The sequence below is a fragment of the Sphingopyxis sp. BE259 genome (genome assembly GCF_031457495.1).
Lineage (GTDB): Bacteria > Pseudomonadota > Alphaproteobacteria > Sphingomonadales > Sphingomonadaceae > Sphingopyxis.
The window spans coordinates 245,692-263,780 of the sequence record NZ_JAVDWM010000001.1 but is presented as its reverse complement, the minus strand read 5'-3'; the positions used below and the strand labels follow the sequence as shown (position 1 = coordinate 263,780).

Sequence of the window (18,089 nt, the reverse complement as noted above, 5' to 3'; positions counted from 1 at the left end):
CAGCGGAACCCGATGTATGAACGCAATCAACAATCCCCAGGCCGGTCGCCGTATCGCCGCCCCCGTCATCGACGCGGTGCAAATGGCGTCGGCGCGCACCGGCGTCGATTTCGACTATCTGGTCGACGTTGCGCGGGTCGAAAGCGGCTATAACCCCACTGCGAAAGCAGCGACCTCGTCGGCGCGCGGGCTGTATCAGTTCACCAAACAGACCTGGCTCGCGACGCTCGACCGCCACGGCGCCAATCACGGCATGGCGTGGGCCGCCGATGCGATCGGCCGCGATGCAGCAGGGCGACTGACGGTTACCGATCCGACGCTGCGCCAGCAGATTTTCGACCTGCGCGACGATCCCGCCGCGGCATCGACGATGGCCGCGGCGCTGACCGGCGACAATCGCGACTATCTGGAAAGCCGGATCGGCCGCAGCGCCGAACCCGTCGATCTGTATCTCGCGCATTTTCTTGGCAGCGGCGGCGCCGCCAAATTTCTGACCGCGCTCGACACCAATCCCGACCAGCCCGGCGCGCCGATGATGCCCGAGGCCGCCGCCGCCAACCGGTCGGTGTTTTACGCCCCCGACGGCAGCATGCGCAGCTTGGCCGAGATTCGCGACCGCTTTCGCATCAAGCTCGAAAACGGCGGCAAGACCGAAAATATGAAACCCTTCGCCCCCGCTGGCTGGCACGCTTCGGCGAGCAGTTCGAGCGGCCTGGCGAGCGGCGGCGGACGTCCGCCGCTGCAGATGATGGAAATCCAGCCGATGCCCCGCAAATTGTCGATGGGTTTTGCCGCCGATGCCTATCGGCGGCTCGCTTCGCTGTCGGGCGGCGCGGCATGACCGCCGGCTTCAACCTGGGCAATATAGGCCGCATTGCCGGCGCCTCGGCGCTGCCCGTCGGAATGCTCATCCTGGTCGGGTTGATGGTGATTCCGGTGACGCCGCTGATCCTCGACATCAGCTTCGTCGCCAATATCATGATCAGCCTCGCGATCCTGATGGTCGCCTTGTCGGCCGCCAAGCCGCTCGACTTTTCGTCCTTTCCGACCGTCCTGTTGCTCGCGACCTTGTTCCGGCTGGCGCTCAATGTCGCCTCGACCCGCGTCGTGCTGGTCCATGGCCACGAGGGCACCGCGGCGGCGGGGCATGTCATCGAAGCCTTTGGCCAGGTGCTGATCGGGGGCGATTATGTCGTCGGGCTGTTCGTCTTTTTCGTCCTGATGATCATCAACATGGTCGTCATCACCAAGGGCGCCGGGCGCGTGTCCGAAGTGTCGGCGCGCTTCACCCTCGATGCTTTGCCGGGCAAGCAGATGGCGATCGACGCCGATCTCAACGCCGGACTGCTCAGCCCCGAGGAAGCCAAGGCGCGCCGCGTCGAAGTCGCGACCGAGGCCGATTTCTACGGTTCGATGGATGGTGCCTCGAAATTCGTGAAGGGCGATGCGATCGCCGGGCTGCTGATCCTGTTCGTCAACATCGTCGGCGGCCTGATCCTCGGCATCTTCAGCCATGGCCTCAGCTTTTCCGAAGCCGGCAGCAACTATGTCACGCTGGCGATCGGTGATGCGCTGGTCGCGCAGATCCCGGCGCTGCTGCTGTCGATCGCCGCCGCCGCCATCGTCACCCGCGTCGCCTCGCCGCTCGATCTGAACGGTCAGATCGGCAGCCAGTTCGCCGCCCCGTCGGTGTGGCTGGCGGTTGGCGCGATCCTGTTCATCCTCGGCCTTGTCCCCGCGATGCCGCAGCTGCTCATCCTCCCCGCCGCCGCCCTTTCGTTCGCGGTCGGCTGGCAATTGCGCCGCAGCGCGGTCGCCATTGCCGAAGCGCCGCCGCCGGTCGCCATCGCCCCCGATCCGTCGCTGATCGAATGGGCCGATGTCAGCGACGCCAGCGCGTGCCAGCTCGAAATCGGCTATGCGCTGGTCAGCCTGGTCGACGAGCGCAAGGGCGCGCCGCTGATGACGCGGATCACCGGCATTCGCCGCCAATTGTCCAAGGAACTCGGCTTTGTCGTCCCGCCGGTAAAGGTCAGCGACGATCTGTCGCTGCCCGGCAACGTCTATCGCATCTCGGTCGCCGGGGTGATCGTCGGCGAGGATGAGGTGTTCCCGCACGAGATGCTGGCGCTCGATTCGGGCGATCTGATCACCAAAGTCGCGGGACGGCCGTGCAAGGATCCGACCTTCGGCCTCGACGCATTGTGGATTCCCAAGGCGACGCAAAATGACGCGATCGCGGCGGGCTATACCGTCGTCGATCCCGCCACCGTCGTCGCCACCCACCTCAACAACAGCATCGTCGGCGCGGCCGCCGACCTGTTCGGCATCGACGACGCACAGGCGCTGATCGACAATCTGAAGATCCATTATCCGCAGTTGGCGCAGAACCTCAGCCCGCAGGGCTATGCGCTGCCGCGCGTCGCCAGCCTGTGCAAATCCTTGCTCATCGAACGGGTGCCGCTGCGCGATTTCCGCAAAATTGCCGAAGCGATGGTCGCGACCGCGGCGCAGCAGCTGGGCGAGGCCGATCTGGTCGAAGCGGTGCGCCAGCGCATCGGGGCGCTGATCGTCCAGACCATCGTGCCGAGCCGTATGCCGCTGCCCGTCGTCACCTTCAGCCCCGATGTCGAAATCCTGCTCAATCAGGCGGTGCGCGCCAATCCTGGCGCCGAATGGCCGTTCGAACATGGCATGGCGATGAAGATCATCGAACAGGTCGGGCAGGCGGTCGAACCGCTGCTGCTCCAAACCCGCAGTTTCGCGCTGGTGGCCTCGCCGATCTGCCGGTCGGCGCTGTCGCGGCTGATCCGCGCCACCTTCCCCGACGTCGCCGTGATTTCCTACCTCGAAATCCCGGCCAGCAAACAGACCGAAATCGTCGCGACGATCGGCGCCGAAGTGCCGCGTCTCGCGACCGGGCCGGACGCCCATATGGAGGACCAAGTGCATGAGAATTGAGCTCGCCGAGCAATTCGCGGCGCCGACGGGCCGCGTCCCGCGCGCGCGCGGCTATGGCGAAAGCGTCGAGGCGCTGGTCGAGGAATATGCGCCGCTGGTCCGCAAGATCGCCTGGCAGGTCTTTTCGCGGGTGTCGCGAACGAGCGAACTCGACGACCTGATCCAGACCGGGCTGATCGCGCTGATCGAGGCGAGCCAGAATTACGAGGAGCGTGGCTTCGCCTTTGCTACCTATGCGACGACCCGTATCCGCGGCGCGATGATCGACCAGCTGCGCCGCGAGGCCGACGTCGGCCGGTCGGCGATGGTCGCCGCCAAACGCATCCAGGCGACGCGCGCAGCATTGGAACAGCAATTGCGGCGCGCCCCCGCCGCCACCGAAATGGCGGCGGCGCTCGACTTGTCGGCCGAAGATTATTTCGCGCTCGAACGCAATGCGACCCACGGCCGCTCGACGTCGCTCGACGAATTGACCGACATTGGCGCCTTCCTGCTGCCCGACGATCGCGTCGGCGCCGACGATCAATGCGAACAGGACAATCTGATGGGCGCGCTGCGCCAGTGCATCGCCTGCCTGTCGGATCGCGAGCAGATGGTCTTGCAGCTTTATTTCTTTGAAGAACTCAATCTGCACGAGATCGGCTTGACCCTTGACGTCAGCGCGGCCCGGATTTGCCAGATCAAGCGCGAGGCGATGGCCAAGGTCGATCGCATGATGCGCCAGATGACCGACTGAGGTCAGATAGACAGGGTGACCGGGTGCGGCGTGCGACCCGTTCGGCATCGCACCCGGTCGGGGGGAGCTGGGGTCCGCCCTAGGCGGCCAGTGCCTGGTTATCCTGCCAGGCGACGCCAATTTTTTCGAAATAGCTTGCCATGCGGTCGGTGCCGCTGACGGTCAGCGCCACGATCGTGCGGCGGCGATCGCGCTCGTCGGTCGAGCGTGTCGCAAGTCCGAGCCGTTCGAGCGCGCTGATCATGCGCAGCCCCGATGACAGCGGCACGCCCGCCCCGGTCGCCAGATCGCTGGCGCTGAGCGCACGGCCCTGACTTTCGGCCAACATCAGGTCGAGCATCATGTCCCAGATCGGACCCGCGAGTTCGCTGCTGCCGAAATGGCTGCGACGGATGCGGCGGATCTGGATGCTGAACGACAGCTGGTTGAGCAGCGCCGGTTGCGACCGCGGCGCCGGCAATTCTCCACCGCGGCCTGCCAGCAGTTCGTGAATCTCGTCGATCCGCGACTTCAGCTCGGCCACTTCCTGGTTCGAAAATTGCTGCATGAGAGGACGTCCCCCTAGGGGGCAACGCACATCAGGCTGTAACGTCACGCGTCCGGCTGGACGATCCCGCTGCATAGATGATCAGCAACAGGATCGGATAGGATATATAAACTGACAGGAGCGAATAGGGTCGCGCCAATATCTCCGAGAACATGAATTTCTGGATGTGGCCGAAAATGGCAATCAATTGCCAGCCGGTGATCCAGTATGGCCTGAAACTCTGCGTCCGCATGGCGATAAACCAGAAGCTGAGCAGAACCAGCACATCTATGACGAAGATATTCAGTTCAATATCGGTCCAGGTTGGAAACGGCGTCAGAGCACTGGTGAGAACCGAGGCGATCAGGGCGGTATAGGCCGCCCACCGCTCAAACGGTCCGCCGCGCTTGATCGCGACGGCCACCGTTGTGAGCAGCACCAAATAGTAAATCGCCACGGACCACATTGTGGCTGCTAACCCTTCCTGATGATCAAACGGCCTGCGCCAGCGGCAACGCAGCAACTTCCGCGGCCGCCTGGTCGTTGCTGCCTTCGTCGACCAGCTTGGCGCTGGCGGGCTTGACCCCGGCGCCGAACATGCGGGTCCCCAGGCCAACTTCCTTTTGCGTCACCGTCAGCGCGAGATGCGCGTCGGTCAGCAACTGGCGCACTTCGCCGGCGGCGGCCAGCGCGTGGGCCACTTTGGACATCGCGGCCTGGCCGACGATCGCCGACATGTTGGTCTCGCGCCGGGCCGTGGGCAATGTGGCTGCGAGCTGTGCAATGCGGATCATCGCTTCGTCGATGGCGTCTTCGGCCTGGTGGAGGTCGGAAGCGATTTTTTTCGCCGCAGAAACGCGTTCATTCAGCATGTTCTTTTTCCTTGAAAAAGAATGCCACCGGTATCCCCCCCGTAGCATTCGGCTCGAACTATCAGATCATCACCCGACCAAGCCCGACAAGGATCGAATAGAGAGCGGAGAAAGCCAAAATGGTCGCGAACGCAATCAAGATTGGCCAGATAATCCTTTCCATCAACCCATGCCGGTTGGCCGGCTGGGACGCGGTAGGAAATGGCGAACCGATGTCGAAAAGTCGCCGAAACGAACTGCGCCCCGGTTCGGCATCAACCGGCGGGGGAGAGTCGCCTAGGTCGATCAATTGATATGTCAAAGGCTGATAAGGGGTAACATGATCGAAGACACCGTTAACCGCCAAGATGCGAGCCGCTTCTATTCTATTGGAAACATTTAGTTTTTTTAAGACGCGCCGTACCCGTTCGTCCACCGTATGCGGTGAAACATGCATGAGCCGGGCAATTTGTTTGGAATTTTTGTGCTCATAAACGTGTCGCAACGTTTCAATCTGCGCGGCCGACAGCAGGCTGATGTAATTGTCGGGGTCGCCTTGCACGGAATTGGAATAGAGCATCACGAGTCGAAATCAAGTTATGGTAGCGGTTACACCCCGCCGCGCATGGCGTGGCCGGAACGGAATACCCCCCAAATGCTCGCTTCGCGGCGATTGGCGCCCTTCGCATTAACCTTGTTGCATGGCAAATTTTTTTTGGCGCACGATGGCGCGCGGCAATCGGCTCGAAGTGGACCCCGGCGGGCTGACGCAGCGCCGCGACTCTCGGGCAGCCCGTGCTTGCTAAGATCCTAATTGCGCCGCTCGACCAGCCCGCGCGCGATAACCTGCGCCTGGATTTCCGCCGCGCCTTCAAAGATGTTGAGGATGCGCGCATCGCACAGCACGCGACTGATCTCATATTCCAGCGCATAGCCGTTGCCGCCGTGGATTTGCAGACTGGCGTCAGCGTTCGACCACGCGGCGCGCGCGGCGAGCAGTTTCGCCATCCCGGCCTCGATGTCGCAGCGCTTGCCGCTGTCCTTGGCGCGCGCCGCCGCATAGCTCAGTTCGCGCGCGGTGACGAAATCGGCCAGGCTCATCGCCAACTTGTCGGCAACCCGTGGGAAGTGGACGATCGCCCGCCCGAACTGCTTGCGGTTCAAGGCATAATCGCGGCCCAATTCAAGCGCGCGCCGCGCCACCCCGACCGCGCGCGCCGCGGTCTGGATGCGCGCACCCTCGAACGTCCGCATCAGCTGTTTGAACCCCTGTCCTTGTTCGCCGCCAAGCAGCGCGCCCGTCGGCGCGCGCATAGCGTCGAACTGCAGTGTATATTCGCGCATCCCCCGATAGCCGAGCACCTCGATCTCGCTGCCGGTCATCCCGATGGCCGGGAACGGATCGGTCTCTGTCCCGCGCGGCTTGGGCACGAGCAGCATGGAGAGGCCCGCATAGCCTTTCGCGTCGGGCAAGGTACGCGCGAGCAAGGTCATCAGGTCCGACCGCGCGGCGTGGGTGATCCACGTCTTCGCGCCGTCGATGAGCCACCCGTCATCATCACGCCGCGCCCGCGTCTGCAGCGAACCAAGGTCGGATCCGACATCGGGCTCGGTGAACACGGCGGTCGGCAGCACGTCGCCGCTGGCGATCCGGGGCAGCCACGCGGCCTTCTGTTCGGGCGTCCCGCCCGTCGCGATCAGCTCGCCCGCAATCTCCGACCGCGTACCGAGCGATCCCGCGCCGATCCAGCCGCGCGACAATTCCTCGGTGACGATACACATCACCAGTTTCGACAGGCCCAGCCCGCCATATTCTTCGGGAATACAGACGCCAAAGGTACCCAGATCGGCCATCGCCCGCACCGTGGCGTCAGGGATCAGGACGTTGGCCAGATGCCAGCCGTGCGCGTGCGGCAATATCTCGGCATCGGTGAAGCGGCGAAACTGGTCGCGGATCGCATCGAGGTCGGCATCGTGCAGCGTCTCGCTAGGCCAGTCACCGTCGGTGAGCGCCGCCGCGATCTCGGCCCGCACCGCGGCGTGATCGGCATCGAGCAGGTCGCTGCATGCATCTGCGAGCGCCCGCGCCGCCGCGCCAACCCCCAGGTCGGCGGGCCGAAATATCTCGTTCTGCCCCATCGCCAACCCGCCGACGAGCTGACCGATCCCCTCGACAAACGCGAGGTGCGCGATCTTGCCATCGAGCGGGCTTGATCCCGCCCCGGCCTCGCACCAATCCAGCACCGCGCCCAGCGCCGCCACCGTCGTCGCCACCCAGGCAAAGCCGTGCGCCGCGCGCTGTTCGCGGTCGATCGGGCGCTGCGCCAGCCGTTCGGTCAGCGCATCCGCCGCGGCGGCGCGATAGACATCGGCCGCTTGCAGCGCGCGTCGCAAATCCATCAGGCGGCGCGCTCGAAAATCGCAGCGATTCCTTGCCCGCCGCCGATACACATCGTCTCGAGCCCGTAACGCCCGTCGCGGCGCACCATTTCGCGCGTCAGATTCGCCAGGATGCGCCCGCCGGTCGCACCGATCGGGTGGCCGAGCGAAATGCCCGATCCGTTGACGTTCAGCATATCCAGACGGCTGTCGTCCTCGGCCCAGCCCCAGCCCTTCAGGCACGCGAGCACCTGCGGCGCGAACGCTTCGTTCAATTCGACCAGATCGATGTCGCCCCAGCTCAGCCCGGTACGCGCGAACAGCCGCTCGACCGCCGGAACCGGGCCGATGCCCATCCGGCTGGGGTCGCAGCCCGCCGCCGCCCAACTGTGAAACCAGGCAATCGGTTCGAGTCCGAGTTCATCGAGCTTGTCCTCGGCGACGACCAGACACGCCGCCGCCGCATCATTCTGCTGACTGGCATTGCCCGCGGTCACCACCGCGCCGGGGATCGTCTTCGCCTCGATCGCGCGCAGCGCGCCGAGCGATTCCACCGTCGCATCAGCGCGATACCCCTCATCATGGGCAAAGATCACCGGGTCGCCCTTGCGCTGCGGCACCGCGACCGGGACCAGTTCGTCGTCGAACAGCCCCCTGGCCCACGCCGCCGCGGCGCGCTGATGGCTGCCCGCGGCATAAGCGTCGGCGGCCTCGCGCGTGATGCCATAATCCTTCGCCAGATTTTCGGCGGTCTCGATCATTCCGCTGATCACCCCGAAACGCTCGATCGGCTGCGACATCAACCGCCCGCGGGTCAGCCGGTCGTGCAGGGTCAGATTGCCGGCGCGCACGCCCTTGCGGACATCGATGCTGTAATGTTCGACGTTCGACATCGATTCGACCCCGCCCGCGACGACGACATCGGACATCCCGGTCTGCACCATCATCGCGGCGTTGGCGATCGCCTGCAGCCCCGATCCGCAGCGGCGGTCGAGCTGATAGCCCGGCACTTCGAGCGGCAATCCCGCGGCCAGCCAAGACCAATGACCGATGCTCGGCGCCTCGCCATTGCCATAGCCTTGCGAAAACACGACATCGTCGACGCGCGCCGGATCGATCGCGGTGCGCTCGATCAGCGCCTTCAACACCACCGCACCCAGCTGTCCCGCATCAAGGCTGGCGAGGGCGCCGCCGAATTTGCCGACGGCGGTGCGGATCGGGGCAACGATGGCGGCGCGGCGCAGGGTCATGTCAGGGGGTCTCCAGTTTTTCAGGTTATGCCGACGATACCGGCATCGATCAGCCGGGCAATCTCGCCCGACGACAGCGACAGGCGGCTACTCAGGATTTCTTCGCTATGCTCACCATTGCGCGGCGCGGGGAGCGGTGGCTGGCGCGCGTCCTGCGGCAGGGTCGCAAAAGCGCCCGCGGCGGGATAGGCAAAACCGCTGGGGTTGTCCGCAGCCCCGAAAATCGGATTATCGGCAACCAGCGCCGCATCCTGCACCGCGTCCAGCATCGTGCGATAGGGCGAATGGACGATCCCCCCCGCGTCGAACGCGGCGGCAAGGTCTGCGTGGTTGCGGCTCGCGATCGCGCCCTCGAACAAGGGATAGAGCGCGTCGCGATGGGTGAAGCGCAGGCCGTCATCGGTCGCAAAGGACACGCCGCGCGCCGCCTCGACCGCGGCGATCGCATCGCCCAGACTAAGTGCCGCGACCAGATTGACCCATTGCCGCGGCGTCACCACGACGATCATCGTCCGCTGGCCATCGGCGGTGACAAAATCGCGCCCAAACAGGCCATAGACTGCGTTGCCAAGGCGCGGGCGATTGGAGCCCGAATACAGCACCTCGGCGACCCCGCCGAGGTTGGCAACCGTGCCGATTGCGACATCCGACAGCGGGATCCGCACCTCGCCGCCGGCGCCCGTCGCACCGCGCCGCTGGATCGCGGCGAGCAAGGCAAAGGCGGCATAGGCACCGCTGAGCAAATCCCATGCGGGCAGCACATGGTTCACGGGATCAGACCCGGAGCCGGTGAGCATCGGATAACCGACGCTGTTGTTGACGGTGTAGTCGAGCGCGGGCGAACCGTCGGCCCAGCCCATGATGCGGACGGTGATCAGCTCGGGCCGCCCCACCGCGAGCGTCTCATGCGACAAGAAGCCGCCGACCGGGAAATTGGTGATGAACTGGCCCGTCGCACGCACCAGTGCCTGCAACAGCTCGCGCCCCTCAGGTCGCCCCAAGTCGAGCGCGACCGACTTTTTGGCGCGGTTGAGATTTTCCCAGTAAAGCGAGTCATTGCCATCGGTCACCGGCCAGCGATGAAAATCGGGGCCGCCGCCGATCTGGTCGACACGGATCACCTCCGCCCCCATTTGCGCGCAATAGAGCCCGGCGGTCGGCGAGGCGACGAAGGACGACGCTTCGATCACCGACAGGCCGGTCAGCAGGTCGTACATTCGGCGCTGCTCCCCTCTCTGCCATGGTCAAAACTGCCACGCCGGGCCATCTGGCGCACCCGGCGGCACGAGTCAAACCGATCGCCGCGCCGGTGCCGTCTATCAAGCCCTAGATAATCGGCAGTTCGTTGGTCGATTTGATTTCGGACAGCGCCACCGTCGAGTTGATTTCCTGCACCCCCGGCAGCTTGCTCAGCTTGTCAAAGAAAAATGCCTCATAGGCATCGATGTCGCGCGCGACGATGCGCAGCATGAAATCCATGTTGCCCATCAGGACATAGGCGCCAAGCACCTCGGGAAACGCCGCGATTGCGTTGCTGAATTCGTCGAGGTTGGCGCGGCCGTGGGCATTGAGTTTGACTTGCGCAAAGATATGCGCGTGCAGCCCGACCTTGCGCCGGTCGACCACCGCCACCCGGCCCCTGATATAGCCGTCGCGTTCGAGCCGGTCGATGCGGCGCCAGCATGGCGACGGCGACAGCCCGACTCGCTCGGCTAGCTCGGCGGTGGTCAGGCTGGCATCGCGTTGCAGCTCGCGGATGATATTCTTCTCGAACGGGTCCAGATCGGTCATTTCAACCCCAATTTTATCATGATCGCAAAATATTGACCAGCATACCGGCTAACGGTCGAAAAATCGAGCAAGATTGACCGCGGTTCCTCTGCGATAACCGGCGCAGAACAGGAGGCCGTCATGGTTGTGCAATCTTCGGGCCGTTTGCCCGCCGTCGAAACCGTCCGTCTGGAAGACAAAAGCGTCGGGCTCGACGGCATCATCATTGTCCATTCGACGACCTTGGGGCCGGGCGCCGGGGGTTGCCGCCTGTGGCACTATCGCGACCTCGACCAGGCATTCACTGACGCCTTCCGCCTCGCCGAAGGCATGAGTTACAAAAATGCGATGGCCGGTCTGCCGTTCGGCGGCGCCAAGGCGGTGCTGCGCTGTCCCGACGGGCCGTTCGACCGCGCCGCACTGTTTCACGCCTTTGGCCGCGCGGTCGCAGCGCTCGATGGCCGCTATGTCACCGCCGAAGATGTCGGGACCAGCGTCGCCGACATGCACGAAGTCGCCAGCCAGACCCGCCATGTCGCCGGACTCGCTGCGGTCGGCGCCGCGGCGGGGGGTGATCCTTCGCCGTGGACCGCGCAAGGTGTCTTCGGCGCGATCGAAGCGGGCGCCGCCTTCGCGCTGGGATCGGATCTGAAAGGCCTTACCGTCGCGGTGCAGGGCACCGGCAATGTCGGCGCCGAACTGTGCCGCCGCCTTGCCGATGCCGGGACGCGGTTGATCATCGCCGACGTCGCGCCGGGGCGGCGCGACCGGCTGGCCACGATTCTCGGCGCTCGCGTCGTCGGCGCCGATGCCATCGCATCGATCGACGCTGACATCTTCGTCCCCTGTGCGCTCGGCGGCGTCCTCGACGAACCGGCTGTCGCGGCGATGAAGGCGAAGCTGGTGTGCGGCGGCGCCAACAACCAGCTCGCGACCCCTGCAATCGCGAACATGCTGCGAGACCGCGGCATCACCTATGTCCCCGATTATGTCGCCAACGCCGGCGGGATCATCAGCGTCTCAGCCGAATATCTGGGCGAAAGCGCCGCCAGCGTCGCACGCCGGGTTGCCCAGATCGGCCCGCGCGTCGCCGCCATTCTGGCGGAAGCATCGCGCCGCGGCTTGTCCCCGGCACAGGTCGCCGACGAAACCGCCGAACGCCTCATCGCCTCTGCGGGCCGAATAGCGGCATGAGGCGGCGGTTCCGGATCATCGCGACGCCGGACCCCCAGGCGCTGCCGCGCATCATCGGCGTGTTTGCGCAGCGATCACTGATTCCGGCCATGTTGTCGGCGCGGCGGCAGGGCGACGTGCTGCACATCGCGGCGGATTTCGACGATCTGGACCCCACGATGGCCAGCATCATCGCCGGTAAACTTTGCGAGACGGTATTGGTGGCGGAGGTCAGCTGCGACCCGGTCGACGATCCCGCGTCCGCAGGTGCATTGCGGACGGTCCGCCTGGCAAGCTGAACCGGGGGGGGGCGTCGCGGGAAAGCGCCGGGTCGTTTGTCACATTTGCGAATACTTTCGCCGCGACAACCGGGCTAGGGTCAACCGATACCTGGCAGGAGACGATAGTGGCAAAATTGTTCGAACCGATCGCGATCGGCGGATTGACGTTGCCCAACCGCATCATCATCGCGCCGATGTGCCAATATTCGGCCACCGACGGCCAGATGACCGACTGGCATATGATGCATCTGGGCCAGCTCGCGATTTCGGGTGCCGGCGCGCTGACGATCGAGGCGGCAGCGGTCCTGCCCGAAGGGCGGATCACCGATGCCGACGTCGGCCTTTATGATGATGCGAGCGAAGCTGCGATCGCGCGGGTCGTGGCCGCGATCCGGCAATGGTCGGACATTCCGGTCGCGATCCAGCTTGCGCATGCCGGGCGCAAGGCGAGCACCGCCAAACCGTGGCAGGGCGGCGCGCAGATAGCGCCCGGTGCGAAAGGCGGGTGGCAGACGGTTGCGCCGTCGGCGCTTCCCTTTCTGGACACCGACACCGCGCCCGTCGCGCTCGACGCCAGCGGGCTGGAGCAAATCTGCGCCGCCTTCGCCGATGCGGCGGCGCGCGCCGCGCGGCTGGGAATTGACGCAATCCAGCTGCATGCCGCGCATGGTTATCTGCTCCATCAATTTCTCTCGCCGCTGTCGAACCGGCGCGACGACCACTATGGCGGCGGCCTGGAAAACCGTATGCGCTTTCCCCTCGAAGTCTTTGACGCGGTGCGCGATGCGTTCGGCAGCCAAGGCCCGGTGACGGTGCGCGTATCGGGCACCGACTGGACCCCCGGCGGCTGGTCGATCGACGACACCGTCATTTTCGCCCAAGCGCTCGAAGCACGTGGCTGCGCCGCGATCAATGTGTCGAGCGGCGGGCTGCATCCGGCGCAGCAGATCGCGCTGGCGCCCGGTTATCAGGTGCCGCTGGCGCGCCGGGTCAAGGATGCCGTCGCCATGCCGGTCATTGCCGTCGGCTTGATCACCGACCCGCTGGCGGCCGACGCGATCCTGGCCAATGGCGACGCCGATGCGATCGCGATTGCCCGCGCCGCACTTTATGATCCGCGCTGGCCCTGGCATGCCGCCGCGGCGCTGGGCGCGCAAATCGCTGTTCCACCGCAGTATGAGCGCAGCGAACCCCGCGAGCATCGCGGGCTTTACCGGATCAAGCAGGGCTAGACGCCCATCATTCCGGCGGTTGTCGCGCCATCGATGACGTAATCGGCGCCCGAAATGAACCCCGCCTCGTCGCTGGCCAGAAAGGCGACCAGCGCCGCCACCTCGTCCAGCTGCGCCATGCGTTTCATCGGCGCCATCCCCTCGAACGCCGCGCGCGCCGCTGCCGGATCGGGCGAACGATCGATGACGCCGCGGATCATGTCGGTTTCGACCACCCCGGGCAGGATCGCATTGACGCGGACCCGATACCCCTTGCCCGCGCAATGGATTGCCGCCGATTTGACCAAGGCGACGACCGCCGCCTTGGTGACCGAATAGGCGGCATAATTGCCCATCGCGCGGTGCGCGTTCATCGACGAATTGACGATGATCGAGCCGGTCGGCCCCTGCGGATTCTTGGCCATGGCGCGGATCGCGTGCTGGACGGTCAGCATCACCCCGGTCTGATTCACGCCGACGATATGGTTCCACGCATCGATATCGATGTCCTCGACGCTCGCATCGCCCGCCTCTGTCCCGGCATTGGCAAAGGCGATGTCGAGGCGGCCGAATTCGGCCTCGATCTCGGCCATCAGCGCGTCCCATGCCGCCGCATCCTCGACGCGGTGGGCGCGAAAGATCGCACCCGTCTCGCGTTCGACCGCGGCCGCAGCTTCGCCGTTGGAGCCGGTAAAGACTACTTTGGCGCCCTCGCGGGTCAACCGGCCGGCCGTCGCCGCACCGATCCCGCTGGTCCCGCCGGTGACCAAAGCGACCTTGCCGCTCAGCCTTTGCTGCATCGCGCCTCTCCTCTCGTCTACCCTCTTGCCAGTTTCGCAGGGATGGGGAACCTATCAATACAGCAAGGTGACGCCGGTGACGCTGCCGCGCATCATGGCGCCATATCAAAAGGAGAGGACCGGCGATGAGCGAGAGCGAGCATCCACCCCGGATCGATTGCGTGCTGATTTGCGGCGGCGTGTGGCACGATATGGACTTTGCGCGGCTCGAACTGCTCAAACTGCTCGCCGACGATCCGCGTGTGCGGACCCGGGTGTTCGAGGATTACGACAATATCGCGGCGATAGAGGCGGCCGACATCCTGATCACTTACACCTGCGACGTCACCCCGTCGCTCCCCGCGCAGGAAGCGCTGAAACGCTGGCTGACGAAGGGCGGGCGCTGGTATGCGCTGCACGGCACCAATTCAATCCTGCGTCTGCTCGATAGCGGCGCGTGGGATGCGCCGCGCTGGGCGCCGTTGATGATGGACCTGCTGGGGTCGCAATTCATCAGCCATCCGGCGATCGAGCCCTATACAGTGCGCGTCGCTGATCCCGATCACCCGCTGACCCGCGGCATTGACCCGTTCGAGACCACCGACGAACTCTATCACCTCGAAACGCATGGCGACCTGCACGTGCTGCTCGACACCGAATGCACCGGGCCGGGAACGGGCTTTGTCGAGGCTGACGACGCACCCGGCACCTATCCGGTCTTCTACATCAAACAGCATGGCGCGGGCGCGGTGCTTTACCTGACGCTCGGCCATTGCCGCGGCCATTATGATCTGCAACCGATGATGGATTGGTGGCCGACGGTCGATCGCTGCGCTTGGGATCTGCCGGTGTTTTACGACCTGCTGCGCCGCGGGATCGGCTGGCTGAAGGATCGCGAAAGCGTCTAGGCCACCGCGCGTAGCGTCCGCCGATCCTCGCGGATCAAACCCGCGGCGCGCAGCGCCAGCGCCATCGCGGGGGCGTTGGTGTTGCCGGTCACGGGCGACGGCATCACCGAACAATCGACGATGCGCAGGCCATCGACGCCCTTGACCCGCAGCCGCGCGTCGGTGACGGCGCGATTGTCGCTGCCCATCCGGCAGGTGCCGACGCCGTGCAGCCCGCAGGTGGCGAGACGGCGAAAGGCGGCGAGGATTTCGGCGTCGCTCTGCACCGCCGCGCCCGGCAGCAACTCGCGCTCGACCAGCCCGACCAGCGCCGGTTGCGCCATATAGCGGCGCATCGCATGAACCGCAGCGATCGCGGCGCGCTCGTCGTCGCGGGTCGACAGCCAGTTGGGCGTGATAGCGGGCGGCGCATCGCTGCCTGGCCCGGCTATCAGGATGCTGCCTTCGCTCGTCAGGCGGAGGAGTTGACCATAGATCGTCATCCCCGGCTTGCGGTCGATGGTGCTCAGCGGCACCGGATGCTTGTCGTCGCCCAGCGCAAAGGTATAGCCGCCCAGATAAAGCTGCAGATCGGGGCGCGCATCGCGGCTGGTCAGGTTCAGAAACGCGCCAACCTCAAACGGTCCTGTCGCCATGATCCCGCCGCGGGTCAGCACATATTGCGCCATCGCGCGCGCCAGCCCGAGCCCGTAAAAGCTGCGGTTGCTGCCGACGTTGCGCGACAGGCGGTGCGGCATCGAGAATCCCAGATGCTCGCGCAGCCGCCCGCCGACGTCGGGCGCATCGATCAGCGGGTCGACCCCGGCGGCACGCAGCACGTCGGCGGGGCCGATGCCCGACCGCTGGAGCAGCAGCGGACTCTCTAAGGTTCCGCCCGATACGATCACCTCGCCGGCGCAATCGAACCGCTGCGGCTGGCCCGCGACCTTGGCCTCGATCCCGATCACCCGCCCGCCATCGACAATCAACCGTTCGGCCATCGCGTGGGTGACGATATGCAGATTGGGCCGTTGCTTCGCCCGCGCCAGAAAGGTCGTCGCCGCGCTTTCGCGTCGTCCGCGGCGGACATTATGCGCATAGAAACCGACGCGGTCCGAGGTAGCGGCGTTGAGGTCATCGACCGGCCGCAGCCCCATCTCGATCCCCGCCTGCACCATCGTCTCGGCCAGCGGATAGCTGTGGATTTTCGGCGCTACGCCCACCGGCCCGCCCGCGCCGCGCATTGCGCTCGCGCCAAGCCCATGATCCTCCAGCTTGCGGAACGCCTCGGTCATCGCTTCGCCGTTCCAGCCGGTGCAGCCCAATTTTTCCCATTCGTCATAGTCGGCGGGTTCGCCGCGGCTCCAGATCATGCCGTTGACCGCCGACGATCCGCCCAGTCCCTTGCCGCGGATCCACACCTCGCCGGGCGCGCCGCCGTCGCCGCGCGGCTGCGATACGCCATAGGCCCAGATATGGTCGGGGTTGGTGACCAGCTTGGCGACGCCTTTGGGAATCGCGACCCAGCGGCTGTCGTTGCGGCCGCCCGCTTCCAGCAGCAGCACCCGCACCTGCGGGTCGGCGCTCAATTGTTCGGCGACCACGCATCCCGCCGACCCGGCGCCGATGATGATATAGTCCCAGTCCGTCGTCATGCGGCCTCTCCTGTCCCGACCTGACCTTGGAACCGTCGGCGCAGGCGGCGCACCTAGCGCAATAAATAGTCCCCTCCATGGCCGGGCGGCATGATAGTGCGGCCACAAAACAGGGAGGATGCGATGGCACAAGCAAGCGGGCGGATCGCGGGGAAGACAGCCTTTGTTACCGGCGGCGCGTCGGGGCTGGGGCTCGACATAGTCCGCCGCTTCGTGGCCGAAGGCGCGAGTGTCGTGATCGCCGACATCGACGTGGCCGCCGGCGAGGCGCTCGCCGCCGAGCTTGGTCAGCGTTTCGTCAAACTCGACGTGTCACAGGAAGCCGAGTGGCTTGTCGCGCTCGATACCTGCGATCGCATCGACATCCTGGTCAACAATGCCGGGATCACCACCCATGGCTCGATCGAGGATCTGACCCTCGAAGCCTTTCGCCACGAATTTTCGGTCGATGTCGACGGCGTGTTCTTGGGCTGCAAGCACATCATCCCGAAAATGCGCAAGCATGGCGGGTCGGTGATCAATATGTCGTCGATGTGCGGGGTGCGCGCGCAGGGTGACCTTGCCGCCTACAACGCCGCCAAGGCCGCGGTCACCCACCTCACCAAATCGGTCGCGCTGCATTATGCCCGCAAAGGCTATGGCATCCGCTGCAATTCGGTGCATCCGGGCGCGATCCATACCCCGATCCTCGACAAGGTGATGGCGCAGGTCGCCGATGGCCAGGCACTGTACGACAGCTGGGTCGCCACCCATCCAGTGGGGCGGCTGGGCAAACCCGAAGAGATTTCGGCGATCGTCCTCTATCTCGCCTCCGACGAATCGGCTTTTGCGACCGGCGCCGAATTCCGCATCGACGGCGGCAGTTCGCTCTGATGGCGGGACGCCTCGACGGCCGCGTCGCGCTGGTCACCGGCGCCGGGTCGGGGATCGGCCGCGCGACGGCACAGCGGCTGGCCGCCGACGGCGCGCGGGTGCTGACCGTCGACCGCGCAGGCGAGGTCGATATTCCTGCCGATGTCACCGAGCCGGGGATCAACGCCCGGCTGGTGGCCGAGGCCGAGGCGCGCTTTGGCGGCCTCGACATCATCGTCGCCTGTGCAGGGATCACCGGACTGCAACCGCTCGACGGGCATAGCGACGAATTTTTCGATACGATTATGGCGGTGAACGTCACCGCGGTGTTCCGCCTGATGCGCGACGCGCTGCCGCTGCTCAAACGATCGCCGCACGGCCGGATCATCCTGATCGGATCGGTAATGTCGAGCTTTGGCGAAGCGGGAATGACCGCGTACAGCGCGTCGAAACATGCCGTCCTGGGGATGACCAAATCGGTCGCCGCCGAAGTCGGCGCCTTCGGGATCACCGCCAACTGTATCCAGCCTGGCGCGATCGAGACCCCGATGACCGCCCCGGCCTTCACCGCCATGCCCGCGTTCAAACAACATTGGGTGGAAAAGGCGGCGCTCGGGCGGCTTGGCCAGCCCGAAGACATCGCCGACGTCGCGGCCTTTCTGGCATCCGATGATGCGCGATTCATGTCGGGACACGGGCTGTTCGTCGATGGCGGCGCGACTCAACGCCAGTGAATTCAAGGCGATAACTGCGGTTACGGCCTGCCTGATATTTTTGA

Annotated in this window: 19 protein-coding genes; 9 read left to right on the top strand and 10 right to left on the bottom strand. The window is 65.4% G+C overall.

Going from position 1 to position 18,089, the window contains the following annotated elements; genetic code table 11:
- Nucleotides 1–16: 16 nt before the first annotated feature.
- Genes J2X44_RS01340 through J2X44_RS01330 form a run of 3 tightly spaced genes read left to right on the top strand, consistent with a single transcriptional unit; the run spans nucleotide 17 to nucleotide 3,697 of the window.
- Nucleotides 17–841: a transglycosylase SLT domain-containing protein gene (locus tag J2X44_RS01340; protein ID WP_310087487.1), complete on the top strand. Its 825-nt coding sequence runs from the start codon at nucleotides 17–19 to the stop codon at nucleotides 839–841.
- Nucleotides 838–2,961, top strand: a complete 2,124-nt coding sequence (gene flhA / locus J2X44_RS01335) for a flagellar biosynthesis protein FlhA (protein ID WP_310087486.1) — start codon at nucleotides 838–840, stop codon at nucleotides 2,959–2,961. Before J2X44_RS01340 ends, flhA begins: the two co-directional genes overlap by 4 nt.
- Nucleotides 2,951–3,697 (top strand): FliA/WhiG family RNA polymerase sigma factor, encoded by a 747-nt coding sequence (locus J2X44_RS01330; protein ID WP_310087485.1) that lies wholly within the window; start codon nucleotides 2,951–2,953, stop codon nucleotides 3,695–3,697. Before flhA ends, J2X44_RS01330 begins: the two co-directional genes overlap by 11 nt.
- Nucleotides 3,698–3,776: 79 nt before the next feature.
- Here J2X44_RS01330 and J2X44_RS01325 read toward each other — a convergent pair whose 3' ends face one another.
- The 8 genes from J2X44_RS01325 to J2X44_RS01290 form a co-directional block, all read right to left on the bottom strand.
- Complete coding sequence (locus J2X44_RS01325) at nucleotides 3,777–4,244, bottom strand: winged helix DNA-binding protein (RefSeq protein WP_310087484.1); 468 nt, start codon at nucleotides 4,242–4,244, stop codon at nucleotides 3,777–3,779.
- 31 nt (nucleotides 4,245–4,275) lie between these two features.
- Complete coding sequence (locus J2X44_RS01320; RefSeq protein WP_310249174.1) at nucleotides 4,276–4,689, bottom strand: hypothetical protein; 414 nt, start codon at nucleotides 4,687–4,689, stop codon at nucleotides 4,276–4,278.
- A gap of 25 nt (nucleotides 4,690–4,714) precedes the next feature.
- A complete protein-coding gene (locus J2X44_RS01315) occupies nucleotides 4,715–5,095 on the bottom strand; it encodes a hypothetical protein (protein ID WP_310087482.1) in 381 nt (126 codons plus the stop codon).
- A gap of 61 nt (nucleotides 5,096–5,156) precedes the next feature.
- A complete protein-coding gene (locus J2X44_RS01310; RefSeq protein ID WP_310087481.1) occupies nucleotides 5,157–5,654 on the bottom strand; it encodes a helix-turn-helix transcriptional regulator in 498 nt (165 codons plus the stop codon).
- Nucleotides 5,655–5,884: 230 nt separating this feature from the next.
- Entirely contained in the window at nucleotides 5,885–7,474 is a 1,590-nt protein-coding gene (locus J2X44_RS01305; protein ID WP_310087480.1) for an acyl-CoA dehydrogenase family protein, read from the bottom strand.
- A complete protein-coding gene (locus J2X44_RS01300; protein WP_310087479.1) occupies nucleotides 7,474–8,703 on the bottom strand; it encodes an acetyl-CoA C-acetyltransferase in 1,230 nt (409 codons plus the stop codon). Before J2X44_RS01300 ends, J2X44_RS01305 begins: the two co-directional genes overlap by 1 nt.
- Nucleotides 8,704–8,723: 20 nt before the next feature.
- Entirely contained in the window at nucleotides 8,724–9,920 is a 1,197-nt protein-coding gene (locus J2X44_RS01295; RefSeq protein ID WP_310087478.1) for a CoA transferase, read from the bottom strand.
- A 109-nt stretch (nucleotides 9,921–10,029) separates the two neighbouring features.
- Nucleotides 10,030–10,494 (bottom strand): Lrp/AsnC family transcriptional regulator, encoded by a 465-nt coding sequence (locus tag J2X44_RS01290; RefSeq protein ID WP_310087477.1) that lies wholly within the window; start codon nucleotides 10,492–10,494, stop codon nucleotides 10,030–10,032.
- Between the two features lie 120 nt (nucleotides 10,495–10,614).
- Between J2X44_RS01290 and J2X44_RS01285 the strand changes: the two genes are divergently transcribed.
- From J2X44_RS01285 to J2X44_RS01275, 3 genes are all read left to right on the top strand, one after another.
- Nucleotides 10,615–11,667, top strand: coding sequence for a Glu/Leu/Phe/Val dehydrogenase dimerization domain-containing protein (locus tag J2X44_RS01285; protein ID WP_310087476.1), 1,053 nt, complete (start codon nucleotides 10,615–10,617; stop codon nucleotides 11,665–11,667).
- Entirely contained in the window at nucleotides 11,664–11,945 is a 282-nt protein-coding gene (locus J2X44_RS01280) for a hypothetical protein (RefSeq protein ID WP_310087475.1), read from the top strand. The genes J2X44_RS01285 and J2X44_RS01280 overlap by 4 nt, the downstream gene beginning before the upstream one ends.
- A 107-nt stretch (nucleotides 11,946–12,052) precedes the next feature.
- Nucleotides 12,053–13,159 carry an NADH:flavin oxidoreductase/NADH oxidase gene (locus tag J2X44_RS01275; protein WP_310087474.1) on the top strand — a complete coding sequence of 369 codons (1,107 nt, stop codon included), beginning with the start codon at nucleotides 12,053–12,055 and terminating at the stop codon, nucleotides 13,157–13,159.
- Here J2X44_RS01275 and J2X44_RS01270 read toward each other — a convergent pair.
- Nucleotides 13,156–13,938 (bottom strand): SDR family oxidoreductase, encoded by a 783-nt coding sequence (locus tag J2X44_RS01270; protein WP_310087473.1) that lies wholly within the window; start codon nucleotides 13,936–13,938, stop codon nucleotides 13,156–13,158. The two genes, J2X44_RS01275 and J2X44_RS01270, sit on opposite strands and share 4 nt — an antisense overlap.
- 125 nt (nucleotides 13,939–14,063) lie before the next feature.
- On the opposite strand from J2X44_RS01270, the gene J2X44_RS01265 reads away from it, so the two are divergent.
- Complete coding sequence (locus tag J2X44_RS01265) at nucleotides 14,064–14,825, top strand: ThuA domain-containing protein (RefSeq protein WP_310087472.1); 762 nt, start codon at nucleotides 14,064–14,066, stop codon at nucleotides 14,823–14,825.
- On the opposite strand, the gene J2X44_RS01260 is transcribed toward J2X44_RS01265, so the two are convergent.
- Complete coding sequence (locus tag J2X44_RS01260; RefSeq protein WP_310087471.1) at nucleotides 14,822–16,459, bottom strand: GMC family oxidoreductase N-terminal domain-containing protein; 1,638 nt, start codon at nucleotides 16,457–16,459, stop codon at nucleotides 14,822–14,824. The two genes, J2X44_RS01265 and J2X44_RS01260, sit on opposite strands and share 4 nt — an antisense overlap.
- Nucleotides 16,460–16,582: 123 nt before the next feature.
- Between J2X44_RS01260 and J2X44_RS01255 the strand changes: the two genes are divergently transcribed.
- Both J2X44_RS01255 and J2X44_RS01250 read left to right on the top strand, forming a co-directional pair.
- Nucleotides 16,583–17,332 carry a glucose 1-dehydrogenase gene (locus J2X44_RS01255; RefSeq protein ID WP_310087470.1) on the top strand — a complete coding sequence of 250 codons (750 nt, stop codon included), beginning with the start codon at nucleotides 16,583–16,585 and terminating at the stop codon, nucleotides 17,330–17,332.
- Entirely contained in the window at nucleotides 17,332–18,045 is a 714-nt protein-coding gene (locus J2X44_RS01250; protein ID WP_310087469.1) for an SDR family NAD(P)-dependent oxidoreductase, read from the top strand. Before J2X44_RS01255 ends, J2X44_RS01250 begins: the two co-directional genes overlap by 1 nt.
- Nucleotides 18,046–18,089: the final 44 nt, after the last annotated feature.

What these genes read in the sequence shown, in the direction of transcription:
- J2X44_RS01340 (WP_310087487.1), top strand. Translation starts at nt 17, where the DNA reads ATGAACGCAATCAACAATCCCCAGGCCGGTCGCCGTATCGCCGCCCCC.
- flhA (WP_310087486.1), top strand. Translation starts at nt 838, where the DNA reads ATGACCGCCGGCTTCAACCTGGGCAATATAGGCCGCATTGCCGGCGCC.
- J2X44_RS01330 (WP_310087485.1), top strand. Translation starts at nt 2,951, where the DNA reads ATGAGAATTGAGCTCGCCGAGCAATTCGCGGCGCCGACGGGCCGCGTC.
- J2X44_RS01325 (WP_310087484.1), bottom strand. Translation starts at nt 4,244, where the DNA reads ATGCAGCAATTTTCGAACCAGGAAGTGGCCGAGCTGAAGTCGCGGATC.
- J2X44_RS01320 (WP_310249174.1), bottom strand. Translation starts at nt 4,689, where the DNA reads ATGTGGTCCGTGGCGATTTACTATTTGGTGCTGCTCACAACGGTGGCC.
- J2X44_RS01315 (WP_310087482.1), bottom strand. Translation starts at nt 5,095, where the DNA reads ATGCTGAATGAACGCGTTTCTGCGGCGAAAAAAATCGCTTCCGACCTC.
- J2X44_RS01310 (WP_310087481.1), bottom strand. Translation starts at nt 5,654, where the DNA reads ATGCTCTATTCCAATTCCGTGCAAGGCGACCCCGACAATTACATCAGC.
- J2X44_RS01305 (WP_310087480.1), bottom strand. Translation starts at nt 7,474, where the DNA reads ATGGATTTGCGACGCGCGCTGCAAGCGGCCGATGTCTATCGCGCCGCC.
- J2X44_RS01300 (WP_310087479.1), bottom strand. Translation starts at nt 8,703, where the DNA reads ATGACCCTGCGCCGCGCCGCCATCGTTGCCCCGATCCGCACCGCCGTC.
- J2X44_RS01295 (WP_310087478.1), bottom strand. Translation starts at nt 9,920, where the DNA reads ATGTACGACCTGCTGACCGGCCTGTCGGTGATCGAAGCGTCGTCCTTC.
- J2X44_RS01290 (WP_310087477.1), bottom strand. Translation starts at nt 10,494, where the DNA reads ATGACCGATCTGGACCCGTTCGAGAAGAATATCATCCGCGAGCTGCAA.
- J2X44_RS01285 (WP_310087476.1), top strand. Translation starts at nt 10,615, where the DNA reads ATGGTTGTGCAATCTTCGGGCCGTTTGCCCGCCGTCGAAACCGTCCGT.
- J2X44_RS01280 (WP_310087475.1), top strand. Translation starts at nt 11,664, where the DNA reads ATGAGGCGGCGGTTCCGGATCATCGCGACGCCGGACCCCCAGGCGCTG.
- J2X44_RS01270 (WP_310087473.1), bottom strand. Translation starts at nt 13,938, where the DNA reads ATGCAGCAAAGGCTGAGCGGCAAGGTCGCTTTGGTCACCGGCGGGACC.
- J2X44_RS01265 (WP_310087472.1), top strand. Translation starts at nt 14,064, where the DNA reads ATGAGCGAGAGCGAGCATCCACCCCGGATCGATTGCGTGCTGATTTGC.
- J2X44_RS01260 (WP_310087471.1), bottom strand. Translation starts at nt 16,459, where the DNA reads ATGACGACGGACTGGGACTATATCATCATCGGCGCCGGGTCGGCGGGA.
- J2X44_RS01255 (WP_310087470.1), top strand. Translation starts at nt 16,583, where the DNA reads ATGGCACAAGCAAGCGGGCGGATCGCGGGGAAGACAGCCTTTGTTACC.
- J2X44_RS01250 (WP_310087469.1), top strand. Translation starts at nt 17,332, where the DNA reads ATGGCGGGACGCCTCGACGGCCGCGTCGCGCTGGTCACCGGCGCCGGG.